The organism is Sphingobium sp. JS3065, from assembly GCF_026427355.1.
Classification (GTDB): domain Bacteria; phylum Pseudomonadota; class Alphaproteobacteria; order Sphingomonadales; family Sphingomonadaceae; genus Sphingobium.
Map to the genome: position 1 here is coordinate 3,074,619 of NZ_CP102664.1, position 21,684 is coordinate 3,096,302.

The following is a 21,684-nucleotide window of genomic DNA, read 5'->3' on the forward strand; positions in this document are numbered from 1 at the left end:
ACCTGCAGCGGATGTTGGATGACGCCCGGCCCATCCAACCCCTCTCGCCCGAACGGAGGGGGCTATTCCCGCAACCGTTCCAATATCGCCTCCGCGGCCCGCGTCACATCGGCCCAGGTAACATCGAACCCGGCGTCATCGCCGAAATAGGGATCGGTCACGCCGCTCCCCTCGCGCCCCGGCACCATGTCCATCAGCAGACGCAGTTCCGCCGTCCCATCCGACGGGCGCACCCGGCGCAAATTCCCCAAATTTTCCGCATCCAGCGCGAAGACATGCGTAAAGCGCCGGAAATCCGCCGCCGTCACCTGCCGCCCGCGATAGCCCGAAATGTCGATCCCGTGCCGCAGCGCCACCGCCTGCGCGCGCCGGTCCGGCGGCGATCCGACATGCCAATCCCCGGTCCCGGCCGAATCCACGACGATCTCCAGCCCCACCCGCTCCGCCTCCGCCCGCAGCGCCGCTTCCGCCAGCGGCGACCGGCAGATATTTCCCAGGCACACGAACAGGACCGAAGCGCTCATCCCTCCGCCGCCGCCGTGCTGAGGCCCAGTTGCGGCACGCCGATCGACCGCCGCCCGCCGAAATCGGTCCGCGCCACGACCACGCCCAGCTTTTCCATATAGTCGATCAGCCGCCGCACGCGCCCCGGCGAACTGGTGCCATAGGCCCGCGCCAAAGCCGCATCGTCAGGGCAGGGCAATCCCTGCATCGCCGCCCGCGCGATCAGCAGGAAGGGGGCCAGCATATCCTCCGGCACCGGCTCCGCCGCCTTCATCGCATCGGCCCAGCGCGGATCGGCGGCATCGAACATCCCCGCCTGCGCCATGGCGAAACGCTTGCGGAAGGCGGGCAGGTCGAGCGGCGGGGTCTTCACCCCCTTCATCCGGCACCGCACCCCGAAATCCTGATAGAGCGTCGAAACGCTCGGCTGCGCATCGCCCAGATCGGCGACGATTTCCTCCAGCACGGCGATCACCACCGGCTCATTCTGCCCGAAGTCCAGTTCCGGCGCGGCAGCTTTGGCCGAAGGCGCGGCGGCCAGCGCCCGCATCAATTCCTCGGCAGGCAAAGGCGGCGACTCCGCGCGCGCCGGAGGAGGGGGCAAGGCCTCTTCCTCGCCCGCACCGGCAAACAGCAACTCCTGCAAATCCCCGGTCGCGGTCACGGGCGGCGGCATCAGCTTGTGCGTGCCGCCCCGCGTGCTGGTCTTCACCGGCCCGATCTTCACCGCCACCGGCCGCCGGCAGATGGCAGGCCCCAACGCCAGAAACCGCCCCCGCTCCAGATCGCGGATCTGCTCCGCCTGCCGCCGCTCCATGCCCAGCAGGTCCGCCGCCCGCGCCATGTCGATGTCCAGGAAGGTCCGCCCCATCAGGAAGTTCGAAGCCTCCGCCGCGACATTCTTCGCCAGCTTCGCCAGCCGCTGCGTCGCGATCACCCCCGCCAGCCCGCGCTTGCGCCCCCGGCACATCAGGTTCGTCATGGCCGCCAGAGACAGCCGCCGCGCCTCGTCCGACACGTCGCCCGCCGCCACCGGGGCGAACATCTGCGCCTCATCGACCACCACCAGCGCCGGATACCAATGGTCCCGCGGCGCATCGAACAGCGTCGACAGGAACGTCGCGGCGCATTTCATCTGCGCCTCCAGTTCCAGCGATTCCAGGCTCAGCACCACCGAAGCGCGGTGTTCGCGAATCCGCGCCGCCATCTTGACGATCTCGCGCTCATTATAGTCGCCCGCGTCGATCACCACATGGCCATATTCATCGGCCAGCGTGACGAAATCGCCCTCGGGATCGATCACCACCTGCTGGACCAATGCGGCGCTTTCCTCCAGCAGGCGGCGCAGCAGATGCGATTTGCCCGATCCCGAATTGCCCTGGACGAGCAGCCGGGTGGCGAGCAATTCCTCCACGTCGACCAGAACGGCATTGCCGTTGCTGTCATTTCCTATGCTGATGCTGGCGGTCACGGCTTTCCTTTGGCCCAGGGCAGGCCCCTCGCGCAACCCTGCTGTCATTCGGGGCAGGAACCGGATTCCCTTGACCATTCGATTGTTGCAATGCAGCATAGATCCATCATGGCGAATCCTGCACCCTCATCCGCGCCTGCGATCACGCAGAACCCCGATATCCGTTACCTTGGCCGGTTGCTGGGCGACGTCATTCGCGCCTATGGCGGGGAGAAGATATACAAGCAGACCGAATATATCCGCTCCGCCTCGGTTGATCGGGCACGTGGCCTGCACGGCGCGGATGTTGTCGACACCGGCCTCGACGCGCTCAGCCTGGACGACACGCTGTCCTTCGTGCGCGGCTTCATGCTCTTCTCCATGCTCGCCAACCTGGCCGAGGACCGGCAGGGCGTCGCCGCGGAGCCGGGCGCCGACGTCGCCTCCGCCGTGGAAAAGCTCGATTCCCACGGCATCGACCGTCAGGCGGTGCTTGACCTCCTCTCCCACGCCCTGATCGTCCCGGTCCTCACCGCCCACCCGACCGAGGTGCGGCGCAAGAGCATGATCGACCACAAGAACCGCATCGCCGACCTGATGCTGCTCAAGGACGGCGGCCGGACGGAAACCGACGATGGCGAAAATCTCGACGAGGCGATCTTCCGCCAGATCGCGCTGCTGTGGCAGACCCGCCCCCTGCGCCGCGAAAAGCTGTTCGTCGCGGACGAGATCGAAAATGTCCTCGCTTATTTCCGCGACGTTTTCCTGCCGGTGCTGCCTGCCCTCTACGCCCGTTGGGAGCGCGTCCTGGGCGCGCGCCCGCACAGCTTCCTGCGCGTCGGCAACTGGATCGGCGGCGACCGCGACGGCAACCCCTTCGTCCAGGCGCCGCAGCTTCGCCTCGCCCTCGCCAAGGGGTGCGAGGCGGCGCTGACCTTCTATATGGAGGCGCTCCACGCCCTGGGCGCGGAACTCTCCCTCTCCACCGAACTCGCCCATGTGCCCCAATCGGTGCTGGACCTGGCCGACGCCAGCGGCGACGTTTCGCCCAGCCGTCAGGACGAACCCTATCGCCGCGCCATTTCCGGCATCTACGCCCGGCTGGCCGCCACCTATCAGGCGCTGATCGGCAAGAATCCGTCGCGCCCCTCCACCCTCAAGGGCGAAGCCTATGCCAGCCCGTCGGACCTGCGCCGCGATCTGGTGACGGTGGCGCAGGGCCTCGCCAGCGAAGGCGGCGGCGCGCTGGCATCCGGAGGCGCGCTGGGCCGCCTGATCCGGGCGGTCGAGACGTTCGGCTTCCACCTCGCCACGCTCGACATGCGGCAGAATAGCGACGTCCACCAGAGCGTCGTCGCCGAACTGCTGAAGGTCGCGGGGGTGGAGGCGGATTATGTCGCGCTCGACGAATATGCGCGCATCGCCCTGCTGCGCCGCGAACTGGCGAACAACCGGCCGCTCGGCACGCGCTTCTCCGAATATTCGGAGCAGACCGCGTCCGAACTCGCTATCATCCACGCCGCTGCGGAGGCGCACCGCGTCTACGGCCCGCAATGCATCACCCATTATATCATCTCGAAGGCGGAGAGCGTTTCCGACCTGCTCGAAGTCAACATCATCCTCAAGGAAGCGGGCCTCTGGCGCATCGGCGAAGACGGCGCCCCGCAGGCCGCGATCATGGCCGTGCCGCTGTTCGAAACCATCGCCGACCTGGAGGCCGCGCCTTCGATCATGACCGCTTATTTCGGCCTGTCCGAAATAGCGGGCGTGGCGCGGGGACGCGGCCATCAGGAAGTGATGATCGGCTACTCCGACAGCAACAAGGATGGCGGCTACCTCACCTCCACCTGGGGGCTGTTCCAGGCGAGCAAGGCGCTGGCCCCCGTCTTCGCCGACGCCAACACGGCGATGCAGCTATTCCACGGTCGCGGCGGCGCGGTCGGGCGCGGCGGCGGCTCCTCCTTCGCGGCGATCCAGGCCCAGCCCAAGGGCACGGTGCAGGGCCGCATCCGCATCACCGAACAGGGTGAGGTGATCGCCGCCAAATTCGGCACCCGCGACGTCGCCATGACCAATTTGGAGGCGATGACCAGCGCGACCCTGCTCGCCTCGCTCGAACCCGAAGCCATTTCGGACCGCGACGCCGCCCGCTTCGCCGCCGCTATGGACCAACTGTCGAAGACCGCCTTCGCCGCCTATCGCGACCTTGTCTACGGCACCGAAGGGTTCAAGGAATTCTTCCGCCAACTAACCCCGATCCAGGAGATATCGGGCCTCAAGATCGGTTCCCGCCCGGCCAGCCGCACGAAGAGCACCCGGATAGAGGATCTGCGCGCCATCCCCTGGGTGTTCAGTTGGGCGCAGGCGCGGGTGATGCTGCCCGGCTGGTACGGCGTCGGCCATGCGTTGAGCGCGTTCGAGGACAAGGCGCTGCTGGCGGACATGGCGCAGCACTGGTCCTTCCTGCAATCCGCGCTGGCCAATCTGGAGATGGTGCTGGCCAAGTCCGACCTTGGCATCGCCGCCCATTATCTGCCGCTGGTGGAGGATCAGGCGCAGGGGGCCGGGATTTTCGACCGCATCCGGGACGGCTGGGACAAGACGCATGACGGCCTGCTCGCCGCCACCGGCCAGTCGCGCCTGCTGGAGAAGAATCCGAAGCTGGACAGCTCGATCCGCCTGCGCTTGCCCTATATCGAGCCGTTGAACCTGCTCCAGGTCGAACTGATGAAGCGCCACCGCGGCGGAGAGGACGACCCGCGCATCAAGGAAGGCATAGAACTCTCCATCAACGCCATCGCCACGGCCCTGAGGAATAGCGGCTGAGGTTGGAGAGCGGACAGTCCAAATCCCTCTCCCTTGAGGGAGAGGGCTGCGAAGACTTGGCAGCTTGCTGCCTTAGTCGTAGCTGGGTGAGGGGAGCGAACAGGTCGATTATGCCCCCGGCATGATCTAAGGGCTGCGGGGCAGCCCTTACCTGTTCGCTCGATCCACAGGATCGCGCGGGCCGCAGGCCCGCTCCCCCTCATCCAACTGCGCCTAGGCTCCTTCGTCGCCAAGGCTTCGTATCCTTCTCCCTCAAGGGAGAAGGAATGTCCTGGATTGGCCATCCTCAGCCCTTAAACGCTCCCTGTTCCCAAACCCAGTTCACACGGCGGACACCGTAACCCAACGGCCACACCCCCTAAAAAACCATCCTATTTCCCCTACAGCCGCTTATTTCCTCCTGTCCTATTCCGCGCCCACCGCCCTATCCCGCATCCCTCTTCGAAACGGCCCCTGCAACACCCTCTCGCATACGCGCGCCCAGGCACGCGCGCGCATACACTGTGAACTTCGGCCAAAAATGCCCATGAACAGCCCGCTTCTCTCTCCAAATCCCGCCATTCACCACCAATTCAAACAGCCCGCCCTATGCATGGTGGATATGCAGGATGAAGGAGAAGGGCGATGGCCTGGACCGGACAGAGTTTCCTCGCCGCGATCGGTCTTGCCGGCGTGCTGGCCCTGGGCGGGTGCGGCTATGACGACGGCTATTATGGCGGCGTCAGCGTCGGCACCGGCTATTATGGCGGCGGCTATTATGACGATTATTGGAACTCCGGCTATTACCGGCCGGGCTATTATAGCGGTTGGTATAACGGCTATTATTATCCCGGCAGCGGCTATTATGTCTATAATCGCAGCGGCCACCGCCAACGCTGGAACGAAGGCCAGCGCCGCTATTGGGAGGGCCGCCGCGAAGCCCGCCGGGACGACGGCAGGCGCGGCGACTGGAACAATGGCGCGCCGCGCCAAAGCTGGCGGGAACGGTCCGGCGGCGATGGCAATCGGTGGAACGGAAATTGGCGGAACGCCCGTCAGGGCAATCCCGCCGCAAGCGCGCAGGCGCCGCAACCAGGAAGAGGGCAAGGGGATATGACCACATCACGGGCTGAACGAAATTGGGGCAATGCACCCAGAGTCCGTTCAGATGGTGCTGCGCGTTCCGAAAACGGCGCGCGGTCCGACGGCGGCAACCGGTCCCGGCGCGACGGCTGGCGTGGCCGGCGCGACTGATGCGGGTTCGGCATAGCGCAGTTTTTGCCCTGCTCCTGCTCGCGGCCTGCGACGGCCGGGAGGAGAGCGCGATCGACAATCTGGCCAATGGCGCGAATGCCGCGCAGGTCGAAAATAATGTCCGGGCGGAAGCGATGGCGGTGATGGAGCCGCTCGACCCGCCCGCGCCCGGCACGCCCGGCGGCCTGCCGGTCGATCCCGATCCGGTGGGGGAGGAGGATTCCATCGATCCCAAGGGCGCGCAGGGCGCCGCCCAGGTGGTGCAGGGCTATTACGGCCTGCTGGAGGAGAAGCGCTATGGCGATGCGCAGGATCTGTGGAACGACAACAGCGCCATCGGCGCGGAGGACGATGTCCGTTTCGCCGCCCGCTTCCGCAATTTCAGCGAAGTGCACGCCCATGTCGGCGCGCCGGGGGAGCTGGAGGGCGCGGCGGGGTCGCTGTTCGTGACCGTGCCGGTGCAGGTCTATGGCCGGCTCGCCGCGAACGGCAAACCCTGGTACCGGTTGCGCCAGGTGACGCTGCGCCGGGTCAACGACGTGCCCGGCTCCGGCGAGGCGGATCGCCGCTGGCATATCGAAAGCATCGGTCCCTATGAACCGCCGGCGGACGAAGCGGCGGAGACGGGCAACGCCATCTCAGCCACCGACGGGCTTCTTAAGAAATAGTCGCCTTGACGATCTTGCCGGGGGTCTTGGGCGGCTCGCCCTTGGGCAGGGCGTCGACATGCTCCATGCCGGACGTGACTTCGCCCCAGACGGTGTACTGGCCGTCCAGGAAGGTGGCGTCGTCGAAGCAGATGAAGAACTGGCTGTTCGCGCTGTTGGGGTTCATCGCGCGGGCCATGGAGCAGACGCCCCGGACATGCGGTTCGCGGCTGAATTCGGCCTTCAGGTCGGGCAGCTTCGATCCGCCCATGCCGGTGCCGGTCGGGTCGCCGCCCTGGGCCATGAAGCCGGGGATGACGCGGTGGAACACGACGCCGTCATAGAAGCCGTCCTTGGCCAGTGCGGTGATCCGCTCGACATGGCCGGGGGCCAGGTCCGCGCGCAGCTTGATGACGACGTCGCCGCCGCTGTCGAGGGTAAGGGTCAGGGTGTCGTCGGCCATGAAAAATCCTCTCTTGGGGGAAAATGGGAATGATCGACCATATAAAGCGTTAAGGCCGGGATGGAAGCGCCTTGGGGCATTGCAATTATGACGGGCATCGGCAAAAGCGGGCAGATGTTACAGGAACCGGACAGTAGGGGACGCGATGAGCGAACGAGCCGATACGGCCGAACCCCGGCCGGACGAACTGGGCGATATCGCCGCTGAACAGGCCGAATCCCGCCATGACGAGGATGACCGGCTGAAGGGCGAATTCGTCTCCGCCGTGCTGGACGCGGTGGAGGCGGACGACCGCGACCGGGCGCGCGAACTGGTCTCGCCGCTGCACCCCGCCGACATTGCCGATCTTCTGGAACTCACCCCGTCCGAACGGCGCGGCGAGGTGGCGGCCGCGCTGGGCGACCTGGTCGGCGCGGAGGTTCTGTCCGAACTCAACGACTATGTCCGCGACGACCTGCTCGACGCGCTGCTGCCCGAACAGGTGGCCGAATTCGCCGCCGAACTCGACACCGACGACGCCGTCGCCATCATCGAGGATATGGAGGAGGCCGACCAGCAGGCCGTCCTCGACGCGATGGAGCCGGAAGACCGCGCCGCCATCCAAAGCGCGCTCTCCTACCCGGAGGAATCCGCCGGCCGCCTGATGCAGCGCGATCTGGTCGCGGTGCCGGAACATATGACGGTCGGGCAGGTGATCGACTATCTGCGCGACATGTCCGACCTGACGACGGATTTCTGGGAAATCTTCGTCGTCGACGAAGCGCACAAGCCGATCGGCACCTGCCAGCTAAGCTGGGTGCTGACCTGCCCGCGCAGCGTCGCCATGGCGGACCTGATGAAGCGCGAACAGACGCTGATCCCGGTCGACATGGATCAGGAAGAGGTCGCATTGCGCTTCCAGAAATATGCGCTGATCTCCGCCGCCGTGGTGGACGCCAGCGGACGGCTGGTCGGCATGATCACGGTCGACGACATCGTCCACATCATCTCCGAGGAAGCGGGCGAGGACATACTCCGCCTGTCCGGCGCGGGCGAGGGCGACATCAACCAGCCGATCCTGGAAACGGTGCGCACGCGCCTCCAGTGGCTGGTGGTCAATCTGGGCACGGCGATCCTGGCGGCGTCGGTGGTCGGGCTGTTCCAGGCGACCATCTCCAAATATGTGGTGCTTGCCGTCCTGATGCCGATCGTGTCGGGCATGGGCGGCAATGCGGGGACGCAGACCATGGCGGTCGCCGTGCGCGCCCTTGCCACCAACCAGCTCACCAGTTCCAACACCATCCGCCAGATCGTCCGCGAATTCCGCATCGCCAGCGCCAACGGTACGGCGCTGGGCATATTGATTGGCGTCGCTGTCGGGCTGATCTACGGCAATCACGACCTTGGCATCGTCATCGCGCTCGCCATGCTGATCAACAATCTGGTGGCGGGGCTGGCGGGCATATTGGTGCCGGTGACGCTGGACCGGATGAATGTCGATCCGGCCGTGTCCTCCGCCGTGTTCGTGACGACGATGACGGACGTGATGGGTTTCTTCTCCTTCCTGGGCCTGGCCACGGTCTGGGGCCTGTAGCGGGTCTTGACCTCCGCCGGTCACGGCCCATCTTCAAACCATGCCGCTCCACCTCACCAAGATCGCTTTCCGAAGCGAAAGCCCCGCCACGCTCCGCGCCTGGCTGGAAAGCCATGCGGAGGAGGCGCGCCTCACCACCCGCTATCTGCCCAAGCGGCTGGAGGAACTGGCGGGCGGTTCGCTCTTCTGGATTCACGGCCATCAACTGGTCGGACGCAGCCCGATATGGGGCTTTGAGGAAACGGGGCAGGGCCGTTACTGGATCAGGCTGGAGCCGCGCCTGATCCCGGTCCGCGCACTGCCCAAGCGCGCGCATCAGGGCTGGCGCTATCTGGAAGACAAGGATGCGCCGCCCGATCTGGACTCGGGCGAGGCCAATGATCTGGACGCGATGTCGCCTGAATTGCTGGGGAAATTGTCGCGGCTGGGGTTGTTGTGAGCCCCGTTGCGCCATGTTCCGATAGAGCGGGCAGCGGGTGCGGCGGCGTTAATCAGCCCCCTCCGCTCTCTGGATTTCCGCCGGTTTGCGCCGGGCGAACAGGGACGCCAGCTTCTCCTCTTCCTCCGCGCTCAATTCCTTCGCCGCATCGGGGAACATCTCCTCCTCTTCCTCTTCGATATGGTGGAGATAGCGCTTCTTCATATCGGCGAAGATCCGGCGCCATTCCTCCCCGTTGAAGGGGGCGTCCTCCAGCTCCTCCAGATAATCGTCGATTTCCTTATGCTCCGACACGCTGTGCTGCGCGTCTTCGCGCAGGTCCGGCCGCGCCAGCATGGTGGCGTAGAGCGTCTCCTCCTCCGCCGCCGCATGGGCCGTCACTTCGACCCTGAATTGTTCGAACAGCTTTTCCAGCCGGTCGGGCTCGTCCTGCGCATCGGCCATCTTGTCGAACAATTGGCGATGCGCGTCGTGATCCTGCTTCAGTCGGTCGAAGATGCTGGTGTCGGCCATGGGGGTTGCTCCTTCTCGTCAGGAAGGAACAACGACGGACCGCGGGTTTGGGTTCAGCCGAACAGAGCGCGGAAGATGATCGCGACCGGAATCCAGAGCAGCCCGCCGACGACGCTGGCGGACCAGAGCTGCACCAGATCACGGCGGAAGCGCAGGTCCAGGCCGTGGGATGACAGGCCGCTCCGGTCGAACATTTCCCACCGCCGCTCTAGCCCCCGCGCCGCGACGGCAAAGCCGCCGATCGCGATGATGATGCCCAGATGCAGCAGCAGCGATCCGCCCATCTTGGCGACGATGAAAATCTGAAGCAGGCAAAAGACGATCAGGGCGGCAGCCAGATGCGTACTCATCCGCCGGGCATGGCCCATGCGGTGCGATGCGTCATCATTCCACTTCGTCGCCAAAAATTTCGCCTCTTTCCCAGTGCAGGCCCAAGGAAAACATGAACGGTTGCGCCGATCAACGGCAAAATGCGGATGACTCGCGGAAAAATCGCACGTGGGCCGCGTCTACAAATCGAAAAGCCGGGAAATGGCCCGAAGCGGACGCTGAAATCCTCCCTGCGCGAAGCGTGGGGAGGGGGACCGTTCGCAAAGCGAATGGTGGAGGGGAAGTTTCGGAGGTCGTGCCCCTTTCCCCACCACCAGCCTGCGGTTGGTCCCCCTCCCCCCATCTCTCGATGGGGAGGATTGGCGATGTCGGCCTTCCACCCAACCCATCCGGCAAGCGCCAAATTCATCCAAGCCCAACGCTGAAGGACGATGCAGCCTCAATCCCGCCAGCTTGAATCGATGCGGTCGATCAGCCGGACCATCGCCTCGAAATCCGGCACGCCGGGGCCGACCGGCAATTGCACGCCGCTCAGGTCGCGCTGGTGCACGGCGATGACCTCCGGCGGGATGTCCACCGGCGTTCCGGCCGCGCCCGTCGCCACCTGAATCTCGCAGGCGCGCTGGAGCAGCCATTGGGTCAGGAACGCTTCCGGCAGGGACTTCGCCATGACCAGCGTGCCGTGGTTGCGCAGCATCATGATGCGGCGGTCGCCCAGATGAGCGATCAGCCTCTCGCCCTCTTCGGGACGGATCGTGACGCCTTCGAAATCATGATAGGCGATTCGGCCGATGAAGGCGGCGGCGTAGAAATTGGTGGGCGTCAGCCCCTCCCGCGTGGCGCTGACGGCCATGCCCGCGGTGGTGTGGGTATGGATGATGCAATGCGCGTCGGGCAGGTGGCGGTGGAACAGGCCGTGCTGGGTGAAGCCGGCGCGGTTGACCGGATAGGGGCTGCCGTCCAGCACATGGCCGTCAATGTCGATCTTGACCAGGTTCGACGCGGTCACTTCGCTGTAGAGAAGGCCGAAAGGATTGATCAGGAAGGCGTTTTCTTCCTCCGGCACGCGCAGGGTGATATGGTTGTAGATCAGTTCCGACCAGCCCAGATGGTCGAATATGCGGTAACATGCGGCGAGTTGCCGGCGCGCGGCCCATTCCGAAGCCGACATGTCGGGGCGTTTGCCGGTGGTCCTGGCGGCTGTTGCCATGGCGATCCTCCTCCTTGTTTATAGGGGCGACTATCTGCCCATCCCGCGCCTCTGTCGAGAAAAACGGCTTTTGGGTTGAATTTGCGCGACTCTGCTGATAGGGCGCGCCCCACACGGCGCAGGGTGACCTGCGGCGACTCACCGCTATTTCATTCGGGCGGCCCGTCGGGAAGGGTTTTGTTTTCCTGGCGATCCTTCCGTTTTCGACTGGAGTTTGACTGGCTTATGCAAATCATCGTTCGCGACAACAATGTCGACCAGGCCCTGCGCGCGCTCAAGAAGAAGCTGCAGCGTGAGGGCGTGTATCGCGAGATGAAGCTGCGCCGTCATTATGAGAAGCCCTCGGAAAAGCGCGCCCGCGAAAAGGCTGCCGCCGTGCGCCGCGCCCGCAAGCTGGAGCGCAAGCGCGCTGAGCGCGACGGCGTCCGTTAAGGATCGCCGTTTCCGGGACGGTCGGCTGATCGTCCCGTTCTTCCGCTGAAAACATCACCCGCACCAATTTGCGAGGCATAGCGCATGTCGACCACCGCCGTTCCCCTTCGTCCTATCGCCAAGGGGTCGTTGACGCGCCTCTGGGTGGGAATCGTCGCGGTGGCCCTGGCGGCTGGCGGCCTGGCCTGGGCCGGGCAGCAGGGCGTGGAACCCTCGCCCGCCAGCTTCCTGGTGCATAACGGTGGCGAAGAAGGCGTGGTGACGACCGAATCGGGCCTGCAGTACAAGGTGCTGGAGGAAGGCTCCGGCCCCAGCCCGACCCCGGCCGACGTGGCGCTGGTGGGTTATAAGGGCACGTTGCTGGACGGCACGGTGTTCGATGAGAATCCGCAGACCGCCATGCCGGTGGATGGCGTGGTTCCCGGCTTCTCCGAAGGCCTGCAGAAGATGAAGAAGGGCGGCAAGTACCGCCTGTGGATTCCGGCCTAGCTTGGCTATGGCGATCAGGCCGCAGGCCCGATCCCGGCCAATTCGGTGCTGGTGTTCGACGTCCAGTTGCATGATTTCAAGTCCAAGTCGGACATCATGCGCATGCAGCAGATGATGCAGCAGCAGGGCGGAATGCCGCAGGGCATGCCGGGCAACTAAGTCCGGCCGCAGTCGAAAAGCGAATGAGGGTCGGGGATTTCCCGGCCCTTTTTCTTGTGGGGCTGGATTGGTTCATCCCACCACCGGTACGGCGGCACTCCTGTCATTCTCCGCCTCCAGCGCCTTCGACCGTTCTTCCAGCCAGACCTTGATCATCGCGACGATCGGGTCGGCCAGAAACAGCCCCATGATGCCGAACAGCCCGCCGAACAGGATTTGCGCCGCCAACACCAGAGCAGGCGCCAGGTCCGTGGCCCGCTTGGCGACCATCGGCACGATCAGATAGCCGTCGACGATCTGCACCACCAGATAGACGCCAAAGGCATAGAAGCCCGCATCGGCCCCGGCGGAAAAGCCGACCAGCACGATCAGCACGCCCGAAATGATCGATCCGATGTTGGGCAGGAAGGCGAACAGCCCGGTCAATATGCCCAGCAGCCCCGCCATAGGCACGCCGCCCGCCCATAGCAGCAGCCATGTACCCACCCCCTCCACCGCCATGCCGATCAACCGCCCGAACATCAGCCGGCGCAGCGTCCAGCCCATCTTGTCGGCGATGCTGTAGAAACGCCCCCGCTTGTCCATCGGCAGCATCCAGGCGACGCCCCGTTCATACAGCTTGGGTTCGATCGCGATGAAGATGGCCAGCACCAGCATCATGACGCCGCTGGTGATCGCGCCTACCATGGTCCCGACCGCCGCCGTCACCCGGCCCAGCGAATTCATCGCCTGCTGCGCCAGGCTCTTGAAATCCCCCGGCGTGGTGGTGATGCCCAGTTGCTGCAACCACTGGCCGATCCGATTGATCTGCGTCTCGATAATCACCCGCATCGCCTGTGCCTGCGCGGCCATCAATATGATGGCCAACCGCCAGCCCCGCCCGATCGGCAACATCCTGCCCAACAGCCGCGCGCCGCCGTCCATCATCGTCGCCAGCACCAGCGCACCCATGATCAGCATGATCGGCTGGGCCAGCAGCACGACCAGCGCGACGGCGATGCCCATGGCGAACCACACGCCCGCCCGCTTGCTCTCATGCTGGACCAGCGGGCTGCGCCATTCGCTGGGGCCGGGTTCCTCGATGTGGATTTTCGTCCCGCTCAAGCCAAGCCCCTATCCTGAAAAGCTTATTTCGGCGGAGTAACGCTCGCCGGACGCAGGCTGTTCCCTGCCCGCCCGCCGCGGAAGGCATGCAGCCAGCTCAACGGGTTCCACGACGAATCGCCGTCGAGCGAGAAGGTGATGAACTCCGCCCGGCCGCCAATGGCTTCCCACGGCACCGGTCCGCCCAACCCGTTTTCCTCCAGCGGCGCGCGGCTGTCGGCGCTGTTGTCGCGATTGTCGCCCATCAGGAAGACGTGATTCGCCGGAATCCGCACCGGCCCGTACCAGTCGAGCGTGCTCGGCCCCATGTCGATGGTGACATAGCTCTTGCCGTTGGGCAGCACTTCCTGCCGCGCGGGCAGTTCGCACCAGCTTTGGCCGCTCGCGTCCGTCACCAGCGCGCCGGGAAACTGCATGGGCGGGCAGGGGGCGTTGCCGTCGACGGGGATGCGGATGGGCTTCAGCACCTTCTGCGGCACGGGCACGCCGTTCAGCACGACCTGGCCGCCGCGCACCTCCACTATGTCGCCCGGCAGGCCGATGATCCGCTTGATATAATCCTCCCGCTTGTTCTGGGGGGATACGATGACGATGTCGCCGCGCTCCGGCAGGCTCCCGAAAACCCGCCCTTCCAGAAAAGGCAGCGGATGGAAGCTGGGGGAGACATAGGACCAGCCATAGGGATATTTGCTGACCACCAGCCGGTCGCCCTTCAGCAGCACCGGCATCATCGATTCGCTGGGAATGTAGAAGGGCTTGGCGACGAAGCTGTGGAATGCCAGCACCGCCAGGATCAGCAGGATGATGCTCTTCGCCTCCTGCCACCAGTTCACCGACCTCTTTCCCGGTTCGGATGCCGGGGTCGGCTGTTCGGAAGGGGCGGATTCGTTTTCGCTCATGTCGGCTGCCGTCATAGGAGGGTTTCCGGCTGGAATGCCGTGCCTATAGCGGCACGGCTTCGATGATGACAAAGGCCTGCGCCCAGGGATGGTCATCGGTCAGCGTCAGGTGGACGATGGGCCGATGCCCCGCCGGGACCAGCGCTTCCAGCCGCGCCAGCGCACCCCCCGTCAGCGCCAGCGTCGGCGCGCCGCTGGGGGCGTTGACGACGCCGATGTCCTTCATGAACACGCCCCTCTTGAACCCGGTGCCGACGGCCTTGGAAAAGGCCTCCTTGGCGGCGAACCGTTTGGCGAGGGTGCCCGCCTTGGTGAAGGGGCGGCGATTGGCCTTGACCTGCTCGACATCGGTGAAAACCCGCTTCTCGAATCGCTCGCCGAAACGGTCGAGCGAATTCTGGATCCGCTCGATATTGCAGAGGTCGGAACCAAGCCCGACGATCAACGCGCCAGGTCCATCTGGCGGCGCATCTCCCGGATGCTGCCCTCCAGTCCGTCGAAGATCGCCTCGCCGATCAGGAAATGGCCGATATTGAGTTCCGCTATCTGGGGAATGGCGGCGACCGGCCCGACATTGTCGAAGGTGAGGCCATGGCCCGCATGCGGTTCTATGCCGTTCTTCGCCGCCAGCGCCGCCCCGTCGGCCAGCCGGCGCAGTTCCTCGGCCCGCGCCGACCCCTCCAGATGGGCATAGCGGCCGGTGTGCAGTTCGACCACCGGCGCGCCCAGGCGAATCGCCGCCTCGATCTGCGCCGCGTCAGGCTCGATGAACAGGCTGACGCGCACGCCCGCTTCATTCAGCGCGCCGACGATCGGCCGCAACGCTTCGATCTGCCCGGCCGCGTCCAGGCCGCCTTCGGTCGTCCGCTCCTCGCGCTTTTCCGGCACGATGCAGGCGGCGTGCGGCCGATGCTTGAGCGCGATGCCCAGCATTTCCTGCGTCGCCGCCATTTCCAGATTCAGCGGCACGTTCAGCGCCGCCATCAGCGTGGCGATATCCTCGTCGCGGATATGCCGCCGGTCCTCGCGCAGATGGGCGGTGATGCCGTCGGCCCCGGCCTTGACCGCCAGCAGCGCGGCCTTGACCGGGTCGGGATGCGCTCCCCCGCGCGCGTTGCGGATGGTCGCCACATGATCGATGTTGACGCCCAGGCGCAGAAAGGCGGGGGAGTGGGGCATGATGTTTACTGCTTCCGGCTGCCGGGCTTGATCGCCGGGATCTCCGCCAGTTCGGGCGGAATCTGGTCGGCTTCGTAGACCGGGAAATTGATGCTGACGAGCGGGTAGAAGGGCACGCCCAACTCCACCCCGCCCGCCGAACGGTCGACCAGCGCGACTTCGGCGACGACGATGCCGCCCTCCGCCTCGACCGCCTCGATCGCCTGGCGGGATGAAAGGCCGGTGGTCACGACATCCTCGACCATCAGCACCTTCTGCCCCGGCGCGATGGCGAAGCCGCGGCGCAGCTCGAACGTGCCTTCCGGGCGTTCCAGGAACACCGCGTCCTTGTCCAGGGCGCGGCCGACTTCATGGCCGATGATCAGGCCGCCCATGGCAGGGGACACCACCAGGTCGATGTCCTGCCGCAATTCTCGCGGCAGCTGCTGCACGATGGCGCGGGCCAGCCGCCCGGCGCGCTCCGCATTCATCAGCACGCGCGCGCATTGGAGGTAATTGGCGCTGCGGCGGCCCGAGGACAGAATGAAATGCCCCTCCAGCAACGCGCCTGCAGCCCTGAATTCCGCTAATACTTCCTCGTCGGTCATCCGTGTCTTCGATCCATTCGCCCATGCCGCCCGCTTGGGCGCCATGCGGCATGCCTTTCCCGTCATGGGTCACCCCATGATCGCGCCCCATGTTGCGCAGTTGTGCGCGGGGAGCGAGATAGGCTCACCAACTAGGCGTTGCAACAGCGAAGAAAATCTGGTTGTGGAACCTTGAGGCGTAAAAAAAGATGCTTATAAGCCGCGGCTGACCGATACGGGCGGGGAACGTGCAAGCGTGTGTCTTCGTTGCAGCGGCGCCAAGGGGTTACGGGGTAAGAAGACGCTTATGAACAAGGTGAAATCGCTCGTTCTCGCCGGGTTGTTGGCTTTTGCGCCCACGCTCGCGCTGAACGGTTCGGCACTGGCCCAGGAAAATGCCGCGATCGCGGCGCCGGCTGCCGGGAATGAAGCGGCGGCCGCCGATTCGGCCAGCAACGCAGCGGCGCCCGCCGCAGAGGCAGCGCCCGCCGCCAAGGTGGCTGCGCCGCCGCGGATGAAGCCCACGCCGGGAATCGGCATGCCGATGCCGGGTGAAATCACCCTTCAAAAGCAGTTCTCGCCCACCGGCCATACGGCCCGCTGGCTGCATGACGTGCTGCTGCTGCCGATCATCACCATCATCTCGATCTTCGTGCTGATCCTGATGCTCTACGTGATGGTCCGCTTCCGCCGCAGCGCCAATCCGACGCCGTCGAAGACCTCGCACAACACGGTGATAGAGGTGATCTGGACCGTGGTGCCGGTGGTGATCCTGCTGGCGATCGCGGTGCCCTCCATCGGCCTGCTCGCGGATCAGTACAGGCCCGCGCCCAAGGATGCGCTGACCGTCAAGGTCACCGGCTATCAATGGTATTGGGGCTATGAATATCCCGACAACGGCATTCCGGAATTCGTCTCCAACATGCTGCCCAAGGACAAGGCGGAGGCGAATGGCGAACCTTATCTGCTCGCGCCCGACAATCGCCTGGTCCTGCCGGTCGGCCGTCCGATCAAGCTGATCATCACCGGCGCGGACGTCATCCACAGCTTCGCGGTTCCTTCGCTCTGGGTGAAGATGGACGCGGTGCCGGGCCGCCTCAATGAAAAGAGCTTCACCATAGAGAAGCCGGGCGTCTATTACGGCCAGTGTTCGGAACTTTGCGGCGCGCGCCACGGCTTCATGCCGATCGCGATCGAGGCTCTGGAACCCGCGCAGTTCGAACAGTGGCTGCTGTCGCAGGGCGGCACGCTGAAGGGCGCCGCCGCCGCGACCACGGCCGAGGCGCCCGCGCCAGCCGCCGCACCTGCCGCCAAGCTTTGATGTAAGGGCATAGACGCCATGACCACCATTACCGCAGATCATCACGGCGATCATGTGCATGAGCATCATGACGCCGACCACAAGCCGGCCTTCTTCCAGCGCTGGTTCATGTCGACCAACCACAAGGATATCGGCACCCTCTATCTGATCTTCGCGATCGTCGCCGGCATCATCGGCGGTGCGATTTCGGGCCTGATGCGCGCCGAACTGGCGCAGCCGGGCATCCAGTATCTCCAGGCCTGGGCGCAATATAGCGACGGGCCCAGCGCCACGCTGGACCAGGCCTATCACCTCTGGAACGTGCTGATCACCGCCCACGGCCTCATCATGGTCTTCTTCATGGTGATGCCCGCGATGATCGGCGGCTTCGGCAACTGGTTCGTGCCGATCATGATCGGCGCGCCGGACATGGCCTTCCCGCGGATGAACAATATCAGCTTCTGGCTGATCGTCCCCGCTTTCGCCCTGCTACTCGGCTCCACCTTCTTCCCTGGCGGCACCGGCAACGGCGCGGGCACCGGTTGGACGGTCTACGCACCGCTCTCGACCAGTGGTTCCGCGGGTCCGGCGGTCGACATGGCGATCCTGTCGCTCCACGTCGCGGGCGTCAGCTCGATCCTGGGCGCGATCAACTTCATCACCACCATCCTTAACATGCGCGCGCCGGGCATGACCCTGCACAAGATGCCGCTGTTCGTCTGGTCGGTGCTGGTCACCGCCTTCCTGCTGCTGCTCGCGCTTCCCGTGCTTGCCGCCGCGATCACCATGCTGCTGACTGACCGCAATTTCGGCACCACCTTCTACGATGCCGCCGGCGGTGGCGACCCCGAACTGTACCAGCATCTCTTCTGGTTCTTCGGCCATCCTGAAGTGTACATCATGATCCTGCCGGGCTTCGGCATCGTCAGCCAGATCATCTCGACCTTCAGCCGCAAGCCTGTCTTCGGCTATCTCGGCATGGCCTATGCCATGGTCGCGATCGGCGTGGTCGGCTTCGTCGTCTGGGCGCACCACATGTTCACCACCGGCATGTCGGTGAACGTGAAGATGTACTTCACCGCCGCCACCATGGTCATCGCGGTGCCGACCGGCATCAAGATCTTCTCCTGGATCGCGACGATCTGGGGCGGTTCGATCAGCTTCAAGACGCCGATGGTCTGGGCGCTGGGCTTCATCTTCCTGTTCACCGTGGGCGGCGTCACCGGCGTGGTGCTGGCCAATGGCGGCGTCGACGACGTGCTGCACGACACTTATTATGTGGTGGCGCACTTCCACTATGTGCTCTCGCTGGGCGCGGTGTTCGGCCTGTTCGCGGGCTTCTACTACTGGTTCCCGAAGATGTCGGGCCGGATGTACAACGAATTCCTCGGCCATCTGCACTTCTGGGTGTTCTTCGCCGGCGTGAACCTGCTGTTCTTCCCGATGCACTTCCTGGGCCTGTCGGGCATGCCGCGCCGCTACCCCGACTATCCGGAAGCCTTCGCCTATTGGAACAAGGTCGCCAGCCACGGCTATGAGATCATGGCCGCCGGCATGCTGATCTTCTTCGTCAACCTCATCTGGTCGCTGGTCGCCGGAAAGAAGGCGGAGGGCAATCCCTGGGGCGAAGGCGCGACGACGCTGGAATGGACGCTGTCCAGCCCGCCGCCCTTCCACCAGTTCGAAACGCTGCCGGTCATCGACTGATCGTGGCCAGGGGGCGTTCCGGTTTGTCGGGACGCCCGGATTGGCGTAAAGGCCGCCAATTCTGGAAGCTAGGCGATCCCGGCGCGGCCATCGTGCCGGGTTGCCGCATGAGGAGACTATGGCAAGTTCGCCGTTCATGTCCGAAGGTACGGTTCCCGTGATTCCCGCGCATTGGCGGGACTTCGTCGCGCTGACCAAGCCCAGGGTGATGACGCTGGTCGTCTTTACCGGGCTTTGCGGTCTGCTTGCGGCGCCGGGTCATATCCATCCGGTTCTGGCCTTCACGGCGATTCTGTGCATCGCGCTCGGCGCGGGCGCGGCGGCCACGCTCAACCAATGGTATGAGGCGGATATCGACGCGAAGATGAAGCGCACGGCCAACCGCCCGCTGCCCGCGGGCCGGATGGATCGCCAGTCCGCGCTGCATTTCGGGGTCGGGCTGTCCTTCTTCTCCGTGCTGCTGATGGGCGTCGCGACCAATTGGCTGGCGGCGGCCGTGCTGGCCGTGTCGATCCTCTTCTACGTCTTCGTCTACACCATCTGGCTCAAGCCCCGGACCGCGCAGAATATCGTGATCGGCGGCGCAGCGGGCGCCTTTCCCCCGGTCATCGGCTGGGCGGCGGTGACGGGCGACGTCAGCGCCTTGCCGGTGGCGCTGTTCATGCTGATCTTCTTCTGGACGCCGCCGCATTTCTGGGCGCTCGCCCTGTTCGTGAAGACGGATTATGCCGCCGCGGGCATTCCCATGCTGCCGGTCGTCTCCGGCGAGGTGGCGACGCGCCGCCAGATCTGGTTCTACACCGCGGTCATGGCGGTCGCCGCCATGGCGCCGGTGCTGTTGCGCCTGACCGGCCCAATCTACGGCACGACGGCCCTGCTCGGCACGGCGCTGTTCGTCGCCATGGCCTTCCAGGTGCTGCGCCGACGGGAAAGCGACCCCGCCCGCATGGCGCCCGAACGGCGGCTGTTCAAATATTCGATCCTCTATCTGTTCCTGCTCTTTGCTGCGGTGGTCGTCGACCGGTGGGTGTTCGCATGACTCCGGACGAAGACAGGCAGATCCGTGCCCGGCAGAAATCCCGGACCATCGTGACCGGGCTGCTGCTGGCCGCGCTGGTCATCCTTTTCTACGCGATCACCATCGCCAAGATCGGCGGCGGGCAGTGATGGCCAGCCTTCCCCCTTCCCCCTTCGACCGGGATCGCCGCAACCGGCGGACCATGATCGGCATGGCGGGCGTGGGCCTCGCCATGCTGGGCCTGGGCTTCGCCTCCGTGCCGCTCTACCGGCTTTTCTGCGAGCAGACCGGTTTCGGCGGCACGACGCAGCGCGCCTCCGCCGATGTGCAGGTCAGCGAGGCGGCGGGGCACCGCATGTCGATCCGCTTCGATTCCAATGTGACGCCGGGCATGCCGTGGCAATTCTATCCCGAACGCCATACCCAGACGGTGACGATCGGCGCGCGCAACATGGCGATCTTCGTCGCGAAAAACATGTCGGACAAGCCGGTCACCGGCACCGCCAGCTTCAACGTCACGCCGACCCAGGCGGGCGTCTATTTCACCAAGATCCAGTGCTTCTGCTTCACCCAGCAAACGCTTCAGCCGGGACAGCAGATGCGCATGCCAGTGATCTATTTTGTCGATCCGAAGATATTGACGGATGCCGACAATAAGGACACGCAGGAAATCACGCTCAGCTACACCTTCTATCCTGTTGAGCAGGACAAGAAGCCAAGCTAAGGCACAATCATAACGCGAACGGGGATGAGAAACGTCATGGCAGGCGCCAAGAACCACGATTATCATATTCTTCCGCCCAGCATCTGGCCCTTTTTCGGCTCCATGTCGGTGCTGGTCATGGCTTTCGGCGCGATCATGTGGATGCATCCCGATGCCACGCCGGCCGGCGGCGGCTGGGTTTTCCTGGTCGGCCTCGCGGGCGTGCTGTTCACCATGTATAGCTGGTGGGCCAATGTCATTACCGAAGCCCATGCCGGCGACCATACGCCGGTGGTTCAACTCCACCTGCGCTACGGCATGATCCTGTTCATCGCATCGGAAGTCATGTTCTTCGTGGGCTGGTTCTGGTCCTTCTTCGACTTCTCGCTCTTCCCCAGCCAGTTGGCGCCGATCGAGGGGATGTTCCCGTCGAAGGGCATAGAGGTGATGAACGCCTTCGAACTGCCGCTGCTCAACACGCTGATCCTGCTCTGCTCCGGCACCACCGTGACCTGGGCGCACCACGCGCTGATCCATGGCGACCGCGATGGGCTGAAGAAGGGGCTGACGCTGACGGTCATCCTGGGCGCGCTCTTCTCGGCGATCCAGGCCTATGAATATGCCCATGCGCCCTTCCCGTTCGGCGGCAGCCCCTACAGCTCGGCCTTCTACATGGCGACCGGCTTCCACGGCTTCCACGTCCTGGTCGGCACGATCTTCCTGATCGTGAACCTGATCCGCGCGCATAGGGGCGATTTCACCCCCCGCCAGCATTTCGGTTTCGAAGCCGCTGCCTGGTACTGGCATTTCGTCGACGTGGTGTGGCTGTTCCTCTTCGTCGCCATCTATGTCTGGGGCGGCTGGGGCGCGCCGATGCACGGCGGTTGATCCTTCCGCCGATGAATTCAGGAAAAACGGCCGGACCTGTTCCGGCCGTTTT

Annotated in this window: 23 protein-coding genes and 1 pseudogene; 13 read left to right on the forward strand and 11 right to left on the reverse strand. The window is 64.9% G+C overall.

Features of this window, described 5'->3' with window-relative positions:
* Positions 1-62: 62 nt before the first annotated feature.
* Entirely contained in the window at positions 63-524 is a 462-nt protein-coding gene (locus NUH86_RS15075; protein ID WP_267250249.1) for a low molecular weight protein-tyrosine-phosphatase, read from the reverse strand.
* On the reverse strand, positions 521-1,975 hold the full coding sequence (locus tag NUH86_RS15080; protein WP_267250250.1) for an ATP-binding protein: 1,455 nt from the start codon (positions 1,973-1,975) through the stop codon (positions 521-523). Before NUH86_RS15080 ends, NUH86_RS15075 begins: the two co-directional genes overlap by 4 nt.
* A 108-nt stretch (positions 1,976-2,083) precedes the next feature.
* Here NUH86_RS15080 and ppc point away from each other — a divergent pair, with 108 nt between their 5' ends.
* The 3 genes from ppc to NUH86_RS15095 all read left to right on the forward strand — a co-directional run bounded on the left by ppc (position 2,084) and on the right by NUH86_RS15095 (position 6,681).
* Entirely contained in the window at positions 2,084-4,780 is a 2,697-nt protein-coding gene (ppc, locus tag NUH86_RS15085) for a phosphoenolpyruvate carboxylase (protein ID WP_267250251.1), read from the forward strand.
* 624 nt (positions 4,781-5,404) lie between these two features.
* Positions 5,405-6,013, forward strand: coding sequence for a hypothetical protein (locus NUH86_RS15090; RefSeq protein ID WP_267250252.1), 609 nt, complete (start codon positions 5,405-5,407; stop codon positions 6,011-6,013).
* Positions 6,013-6,681 carry a hypothetical protein gene (locus tag NUH86_RS15095; RefSeq protein WP_267250253.1) on the forward strand — a complete coding sequence of 223 codons (669 nt, stop codon included), beginning with the start codon at positions 6,013-6,015 and terminating at the stop codon, positions 6,679-6,681. The genes NUH86_RS15090 and NUH86_RS15095 overlap by 1 nt, the downstream gene beginning before the upstream one ends.
* Here the strand turns inward: NUH86_RS15095 and NUH86_RS15100 are convergent.
* Positions 6,671-7,123: a peptidylprolyl isomerase gene (locus NUH86_RS15100; protein WP_267250254.1), complete on the reverse strand. Its 453-nt coding sequence runs from the start codon at positions 7,121-7,123 to the stop codon at positions 6,671-6,673. The two genes, NUH86_RS15095 and NUH86_RS15100, sit on opposite strands and share 11 nt — an antisense overlap.
* A 145-nt stretch (positions 7,124-7,268) precedes the next feature.
* On the opposite strand from NUH86_RS15100, the gene mgtE reads away from it, so the two are divergent.
* Together mgtE and NUH86_RS15110 are read left to right on the forward strand one after the other, a co-directional pair.
* Positions 7,269-8,696 carry a magnesium transporter gene (gene mgtE, locus NUH86_RS15105; RefSeq protein WP_267250255.1) on the forward strand — a complete coding sequence of 476 codons (1,428 nt, stop codon included), beginning with the start codon at positions 7,269-7,271 and terminating at the stop codon, positions 8,694-8,696.
* 40 nt (positions 8,697-8,736) lie between these two features.
* A complete protein-coding gene (locus NUH86_RS15110; RefSeq protein ID WP_267250256.1) occupies positions 8,737-9,135 on the forward strand; it encodes a DUF1489 family protein in 399 nt (132 codons plus the stop codon).
* A gap of 48 nt (positions 9,136-9,183) precedes the next feature.
* On the opposite strand, the gene NUH86_RS15115 is transcribed toward NUH86_RS15110, so the two are convergent.
* The 3 genes from NUH86_RS15115 to NUH86_RS15125 all read right to left on the reverse strand — a co-directional run bounded on the left by NUH86_RS15115 (position 9,184) and on the right by NUH86_RS15125 (position 11,188).
* The gene (locus NUH86_RS15115) at positions 9,184-9,648 is read right to left on the reverse strand and encodes a hemerythrin domain-containing protein (protein WP_267250257.1); all 465 of its coding nucleotides are present in this window, start codon (positions 9,646-9,648) and stop codon (positions 9,184-9,186) included.
* Between the two features lie 53 nt (positions 9,649-9,701).
* Positions 9,702-10,016 carry a hypothetical protein gene (locus tag NUH86_RS15120; RefSeq protein ID WP_267252159.1) on the reverse strand — a complete coding sequence of 105 codons (315 nt, stop codon included), beginning with the start codon at positions 10,014-10,016 and terminating at the stop codon, positions 9,702-9,704.
* A 401-nt stretch (positions 10,017-10,417) separates the two neighbouring features.
* Positions 10,418-11,188, reverse strand: a complete 771-nt coding sequence (locus NUH86_RS15125) for a class II aldolase/adducin family protein (protein ID WP_267250258.1) — start codon at positions 11,186-11,188, stop codon at positions 10,418-10,420.
* Positions 11,189-11,413: 225 nt separating this feature from the next.
* Between NUH86_RS15125 and rpsU the strand changes: the two genes are divergently transcribed.
* A complete protein-coding gene (gene rpsU / locus NUH86_RS15130) occupies positions 11,414-11,620 on the forward strand; it encodes a 30S ribosomal protein S21 (protein WP_004208618.1) in 207 nt (68 codons plus the stop codon).
* Positions 11,621-11,704: 84 nt separating this feature from the next.
* Positions 11,705-12,268 (forward strand): annotated as a pseudogene (locus NUH86_RS15135) (FKBP-type peptidyl-prolyl cis-trans isomerase).
* 72 nt (positions 12,269-12,340) lie between these two features.
* Here NUH86_RS15135 and NUH86_RS15140 read toward each other — a convergent pair.
* The 5 genes from NUH86_RS15140 to pyrE are packed head-to-tail and all read right to left on the reverse strand — an operon-like array spanning position 12,341 to position 16,037.
* On the reverse strand, positions 12,341-13,372 hold the full coding sequence (locus NUH86_RS15140; protein ID WP_267250259.1) for an AI-2E family transporter: 1,032 nt from the start codon (positions 13,370-13,372) through the stop codon (positions 12,341-12,343).
* Positions 13,373-13,395: 23 nt separating this feature from the next.
* Positions 13,396-14,286 carry a signal peptidase I gene (lepB, locus tag NUH86_RS15145; protein ID WP_267250260.1) on the reverse strand — a complete coding sequence of 297 codons (891 nt, stop codon included), beginning with the start codon at positions 14,284-14,286 and terminating at the stop codon, positions 13,396-13,398.
* Positions 14,287-14,314: 28 nt separating this feature from the next.
* Positions 14,315-14,716, reverse strand: coding sequence for a holo-ACP synthase (gene acpS, locus NUH86_RS15150; RefSeq protein WP_267250262.1), 402 nt, complete (start codon positions 14,714-14,716; stop codon positions 14,315-14,317).
* On the reverse strand, positions 14,713-15,450 hold the full coding sequence (locus NUH86_RS15155; RefSeq protein ID WP_267250263.1) for a pyridoxine 5'-phosphate synthase: 738 nt from the start codon (positions 15,448-15,450) through the stop codon (positions 14,713-14,715). Before NUH86_RS15155 ends, acpS begins: the two co-directional genes overlap by 4 nt.
* A gap of 5 nt (positions 15,451-15,455) precedes the next feature.
* A complete protein-coding gene (gene pyrE, locus NUH86_RS15160) occupies positions 15,456-16,037 on the reverse strand; it encodes an orotate phosphoribosyltransferase (RefSeq protein WP_267252160.1) in 582 nt (193 codons plus the stop codon).
* 286 nt (positions 16,038-16,323) lie between these two features.
* Here pyrE and coxB point away from each other — a divergent pair, with 286 nt between their 5' ends.
* The 6 genes from coxB to NUH86_RS15190 all read left to right on the forward strand — a co-directional run bounded on the left by coxB (position 16,324) and on the right by NUH86_RS15190 (position 21,632).
* A complete protein-coding gene (coxB, locus tag NUH86_RS15165; protein WP_267250264.1) occupies positions 16,324-17,337 on the forward strand; it encodes a cytochrome c oxidase subunit II in 1,014 nt (337 codons plus the stop codon).
* 18 nt (positions 17,338-17,355) lie between these two features.
* Positions 17,356-19,023 carry a cytochrome c oxidase subunit I gene (ctaD, locus tag NUH86_RS15170; RefSeq protein ID WP_267250265.1) on the forward strand — a complete coding sequence of 556 codons (1,668 nt, stop codon included), beginning with the start codon at positions 17,356-17,358 and terminating at the stop codon, positions 19,021-19,023.
* Positions 19,024-19,141: 118 nt separating this feature from the next.
* A complete protein-coding gene (locus NUH86_RS15175) occupies positions 19,142-20,062 on the forward strand; it encodes a heme o synthase (protein ID WP_267250266.1) in 921 nt (306 codons plus the stop codon).
* Positions 20,059-20,190: a hypothetical protein gene (locus tag NUH86_RS15180; RefSeq protein WP_267250267.1), complete on the forward strand. Its 132-nt coding sequence runs from the start codon at positions 20,059-20,061 to the stop codon at positions 20,188-20,190. The genes NUH86_RS15175 and NUH86_RS15180 overlap by 4 nt, the downstream gene beginning before the upstream one ends.
* Positions 20,190-20,765 carry a cytochrome c oxidase assembly protein gene (locus NUH86_RS15185; protein ID WP_267250268.1) on the forward strand — a complete coding sequence of 192 codons (576 nt, stop codon included), beginning with the start codon at positions 20,190-20,192 and terminating at the stop codon, positions 20,763-20,765. Before NUH86_RS15180 ends, NUH86_RS15185 begins: the two co-directional genes overlap by 1 nt.
* Positions 20,766-20,801: 36 nt before the next feature.
* Positions 20,802-21,632, forward strand: coding sequence for a cytochrome c oxidase subunit 3 (locus NUH86_RS15190; RefSeq protein WP_267250269.1), 831 nt, complete (start codon positions 20,802-20,804; stop codon positions 21,630-21,632).
* The last annotated feature ends 52 nt before the right edge of the window (positions 21,633-21,684 follow it).

Bases quoted from the DNA above. Each gene is read 5' to 3' on its own strand.
- NUH86_RS15115 (WP_267250257.1), bottom strand. From the start codon at position 9,648: ATGGCCGACACCAGCATCTTCGACCGACTGAAGCAGGATCACGACGCG.
- NUH86_RS15125 (WP_267250258.1), bottom strand. From the start codon at position 11,188: ATGGCAACAGCCGCCAGGACCACCGGCAAACGCCCCGACATGTCGGCT.
- ctaD (WP_267250265.1), top strand. From the start codon at position 17,356: ATGACCACCATTACCGCAGATCATCACGGCGATCATGTGCATGAGCAT.
- NUH86_RS15090 (WP_267250252.1), top strand. From the start codon at position 5,405: ATGGCCTGGACCGGACAGAGTTTCCTCGCCGCGATCGGTCTTGCCGGC.
- NUH86_RS15075 (WP_267250249.1), bottom strand. From the start codon at position 524: ATGAGCGCTTCGGTCCTGTTCGTGTGCCTGGGAAATATCTGCCGGTCG.
- NUH86_RS15180 (WP_267250267.1), top strand. From the start codon at position 20,059: ATGACTCCGGACGAAGACAGGCAGATCCGTGCCCGGCAGAAATCCCGG.
- pyrE (WP_267252160.1), bottom strand. From the start codon at position 16,037: ATGACCGACGAGGAAGTATTAGCGGAATTCAGGGCTGCAGGCGCGTTG.
- NUH86_RS15095 (WP_267250253.1), top strand. From the start codon at position 6,013: ATGCGGGTTCGGCATAGCGCAGTTTTTGCCCTGCTCCTGCTCGCGGCC.
- NUH86_RS15110 (WP_267250256.1), top strand. From the start codon at position 8,737: ATGCCGCTCCACCTCACCAAGATCGCTTTCCGAAGCGAAAGCCCCGCC.
- NUH86_RS15175 (WP_267250266.1), top strand. From the start codon at position 19,142: ATGGCAAGTTCGCCGTTCATGTCCGAAGGTACGGTTCCCGTGATTCCC.
- NUH86_RS15100 (WP_267250254.1), bottom strand. From the start codon at position 7,123: ATGGCCGACGACACCCTGACCCTTACCCTCGACAGCGGCGGCGACGTC.
- ppc (WP_267250251.1), top strand. From the start codon at position 2,084: ATGGCGAATCCTGCACCCTCATCCGCGCCTGCGATCACGCAGAACCCC.
- coxB (WP_267250264.1), top strand. From the start codon at position 16,324: ATGAACAAGGTGAAATCGCTCGTTCTCGCCGGGTTGTTGGCTTTTGCG.
- NUH86_RS15185 (WP_267250268.1), top strand. From the start codon at position 20,190: ATGGCCAGCCTTCCCCCTTCCCCCTTCGACCGGGATCGCCGCAACCGG.
- lepB (WP_267250260.1), bottom strand. From the start codon at position 14,286: ATGACGGCAGCCGACATGAGCGAAAACGAATCCGCCCCTTCCGAACAG.
- rpsU (WP_004208618.1), top strand. From the start codon at position 11,414: ATGCAAATCATCGTTCGCGACAACAATGTCGACCAGGCCCTGCGCGCG.
- NUH86_RS15120 (WP_267252159.1), bottom strand. From the start codon at position 10,016: ATGGGCCATGCCCGGCGGATGAGTACGCATCTGGCTGCCGCCCTGATC.
- mgtE (WP_267250255.1), top strand. From the start codon at position 7,269: ATGAGCGAACGAGCCGATACGGCCGAACCCCGGCCGGACGAACTGGGC.
- NUH86_RS15155 (WP_267250263.1), bottom strand. From the start codon at position 15,450: ATGCCCCACTCCCCCGCCTTTCTGCGCCTGGGCGTCAACATCGATCAT.
- NUH86_RS15190 (WP_267250269.1), top strand. From the start codon at position 20,802: ATGGCAGGCGCCAAGAACCACGATTATCATATTCTTCCGCCCAGCATC.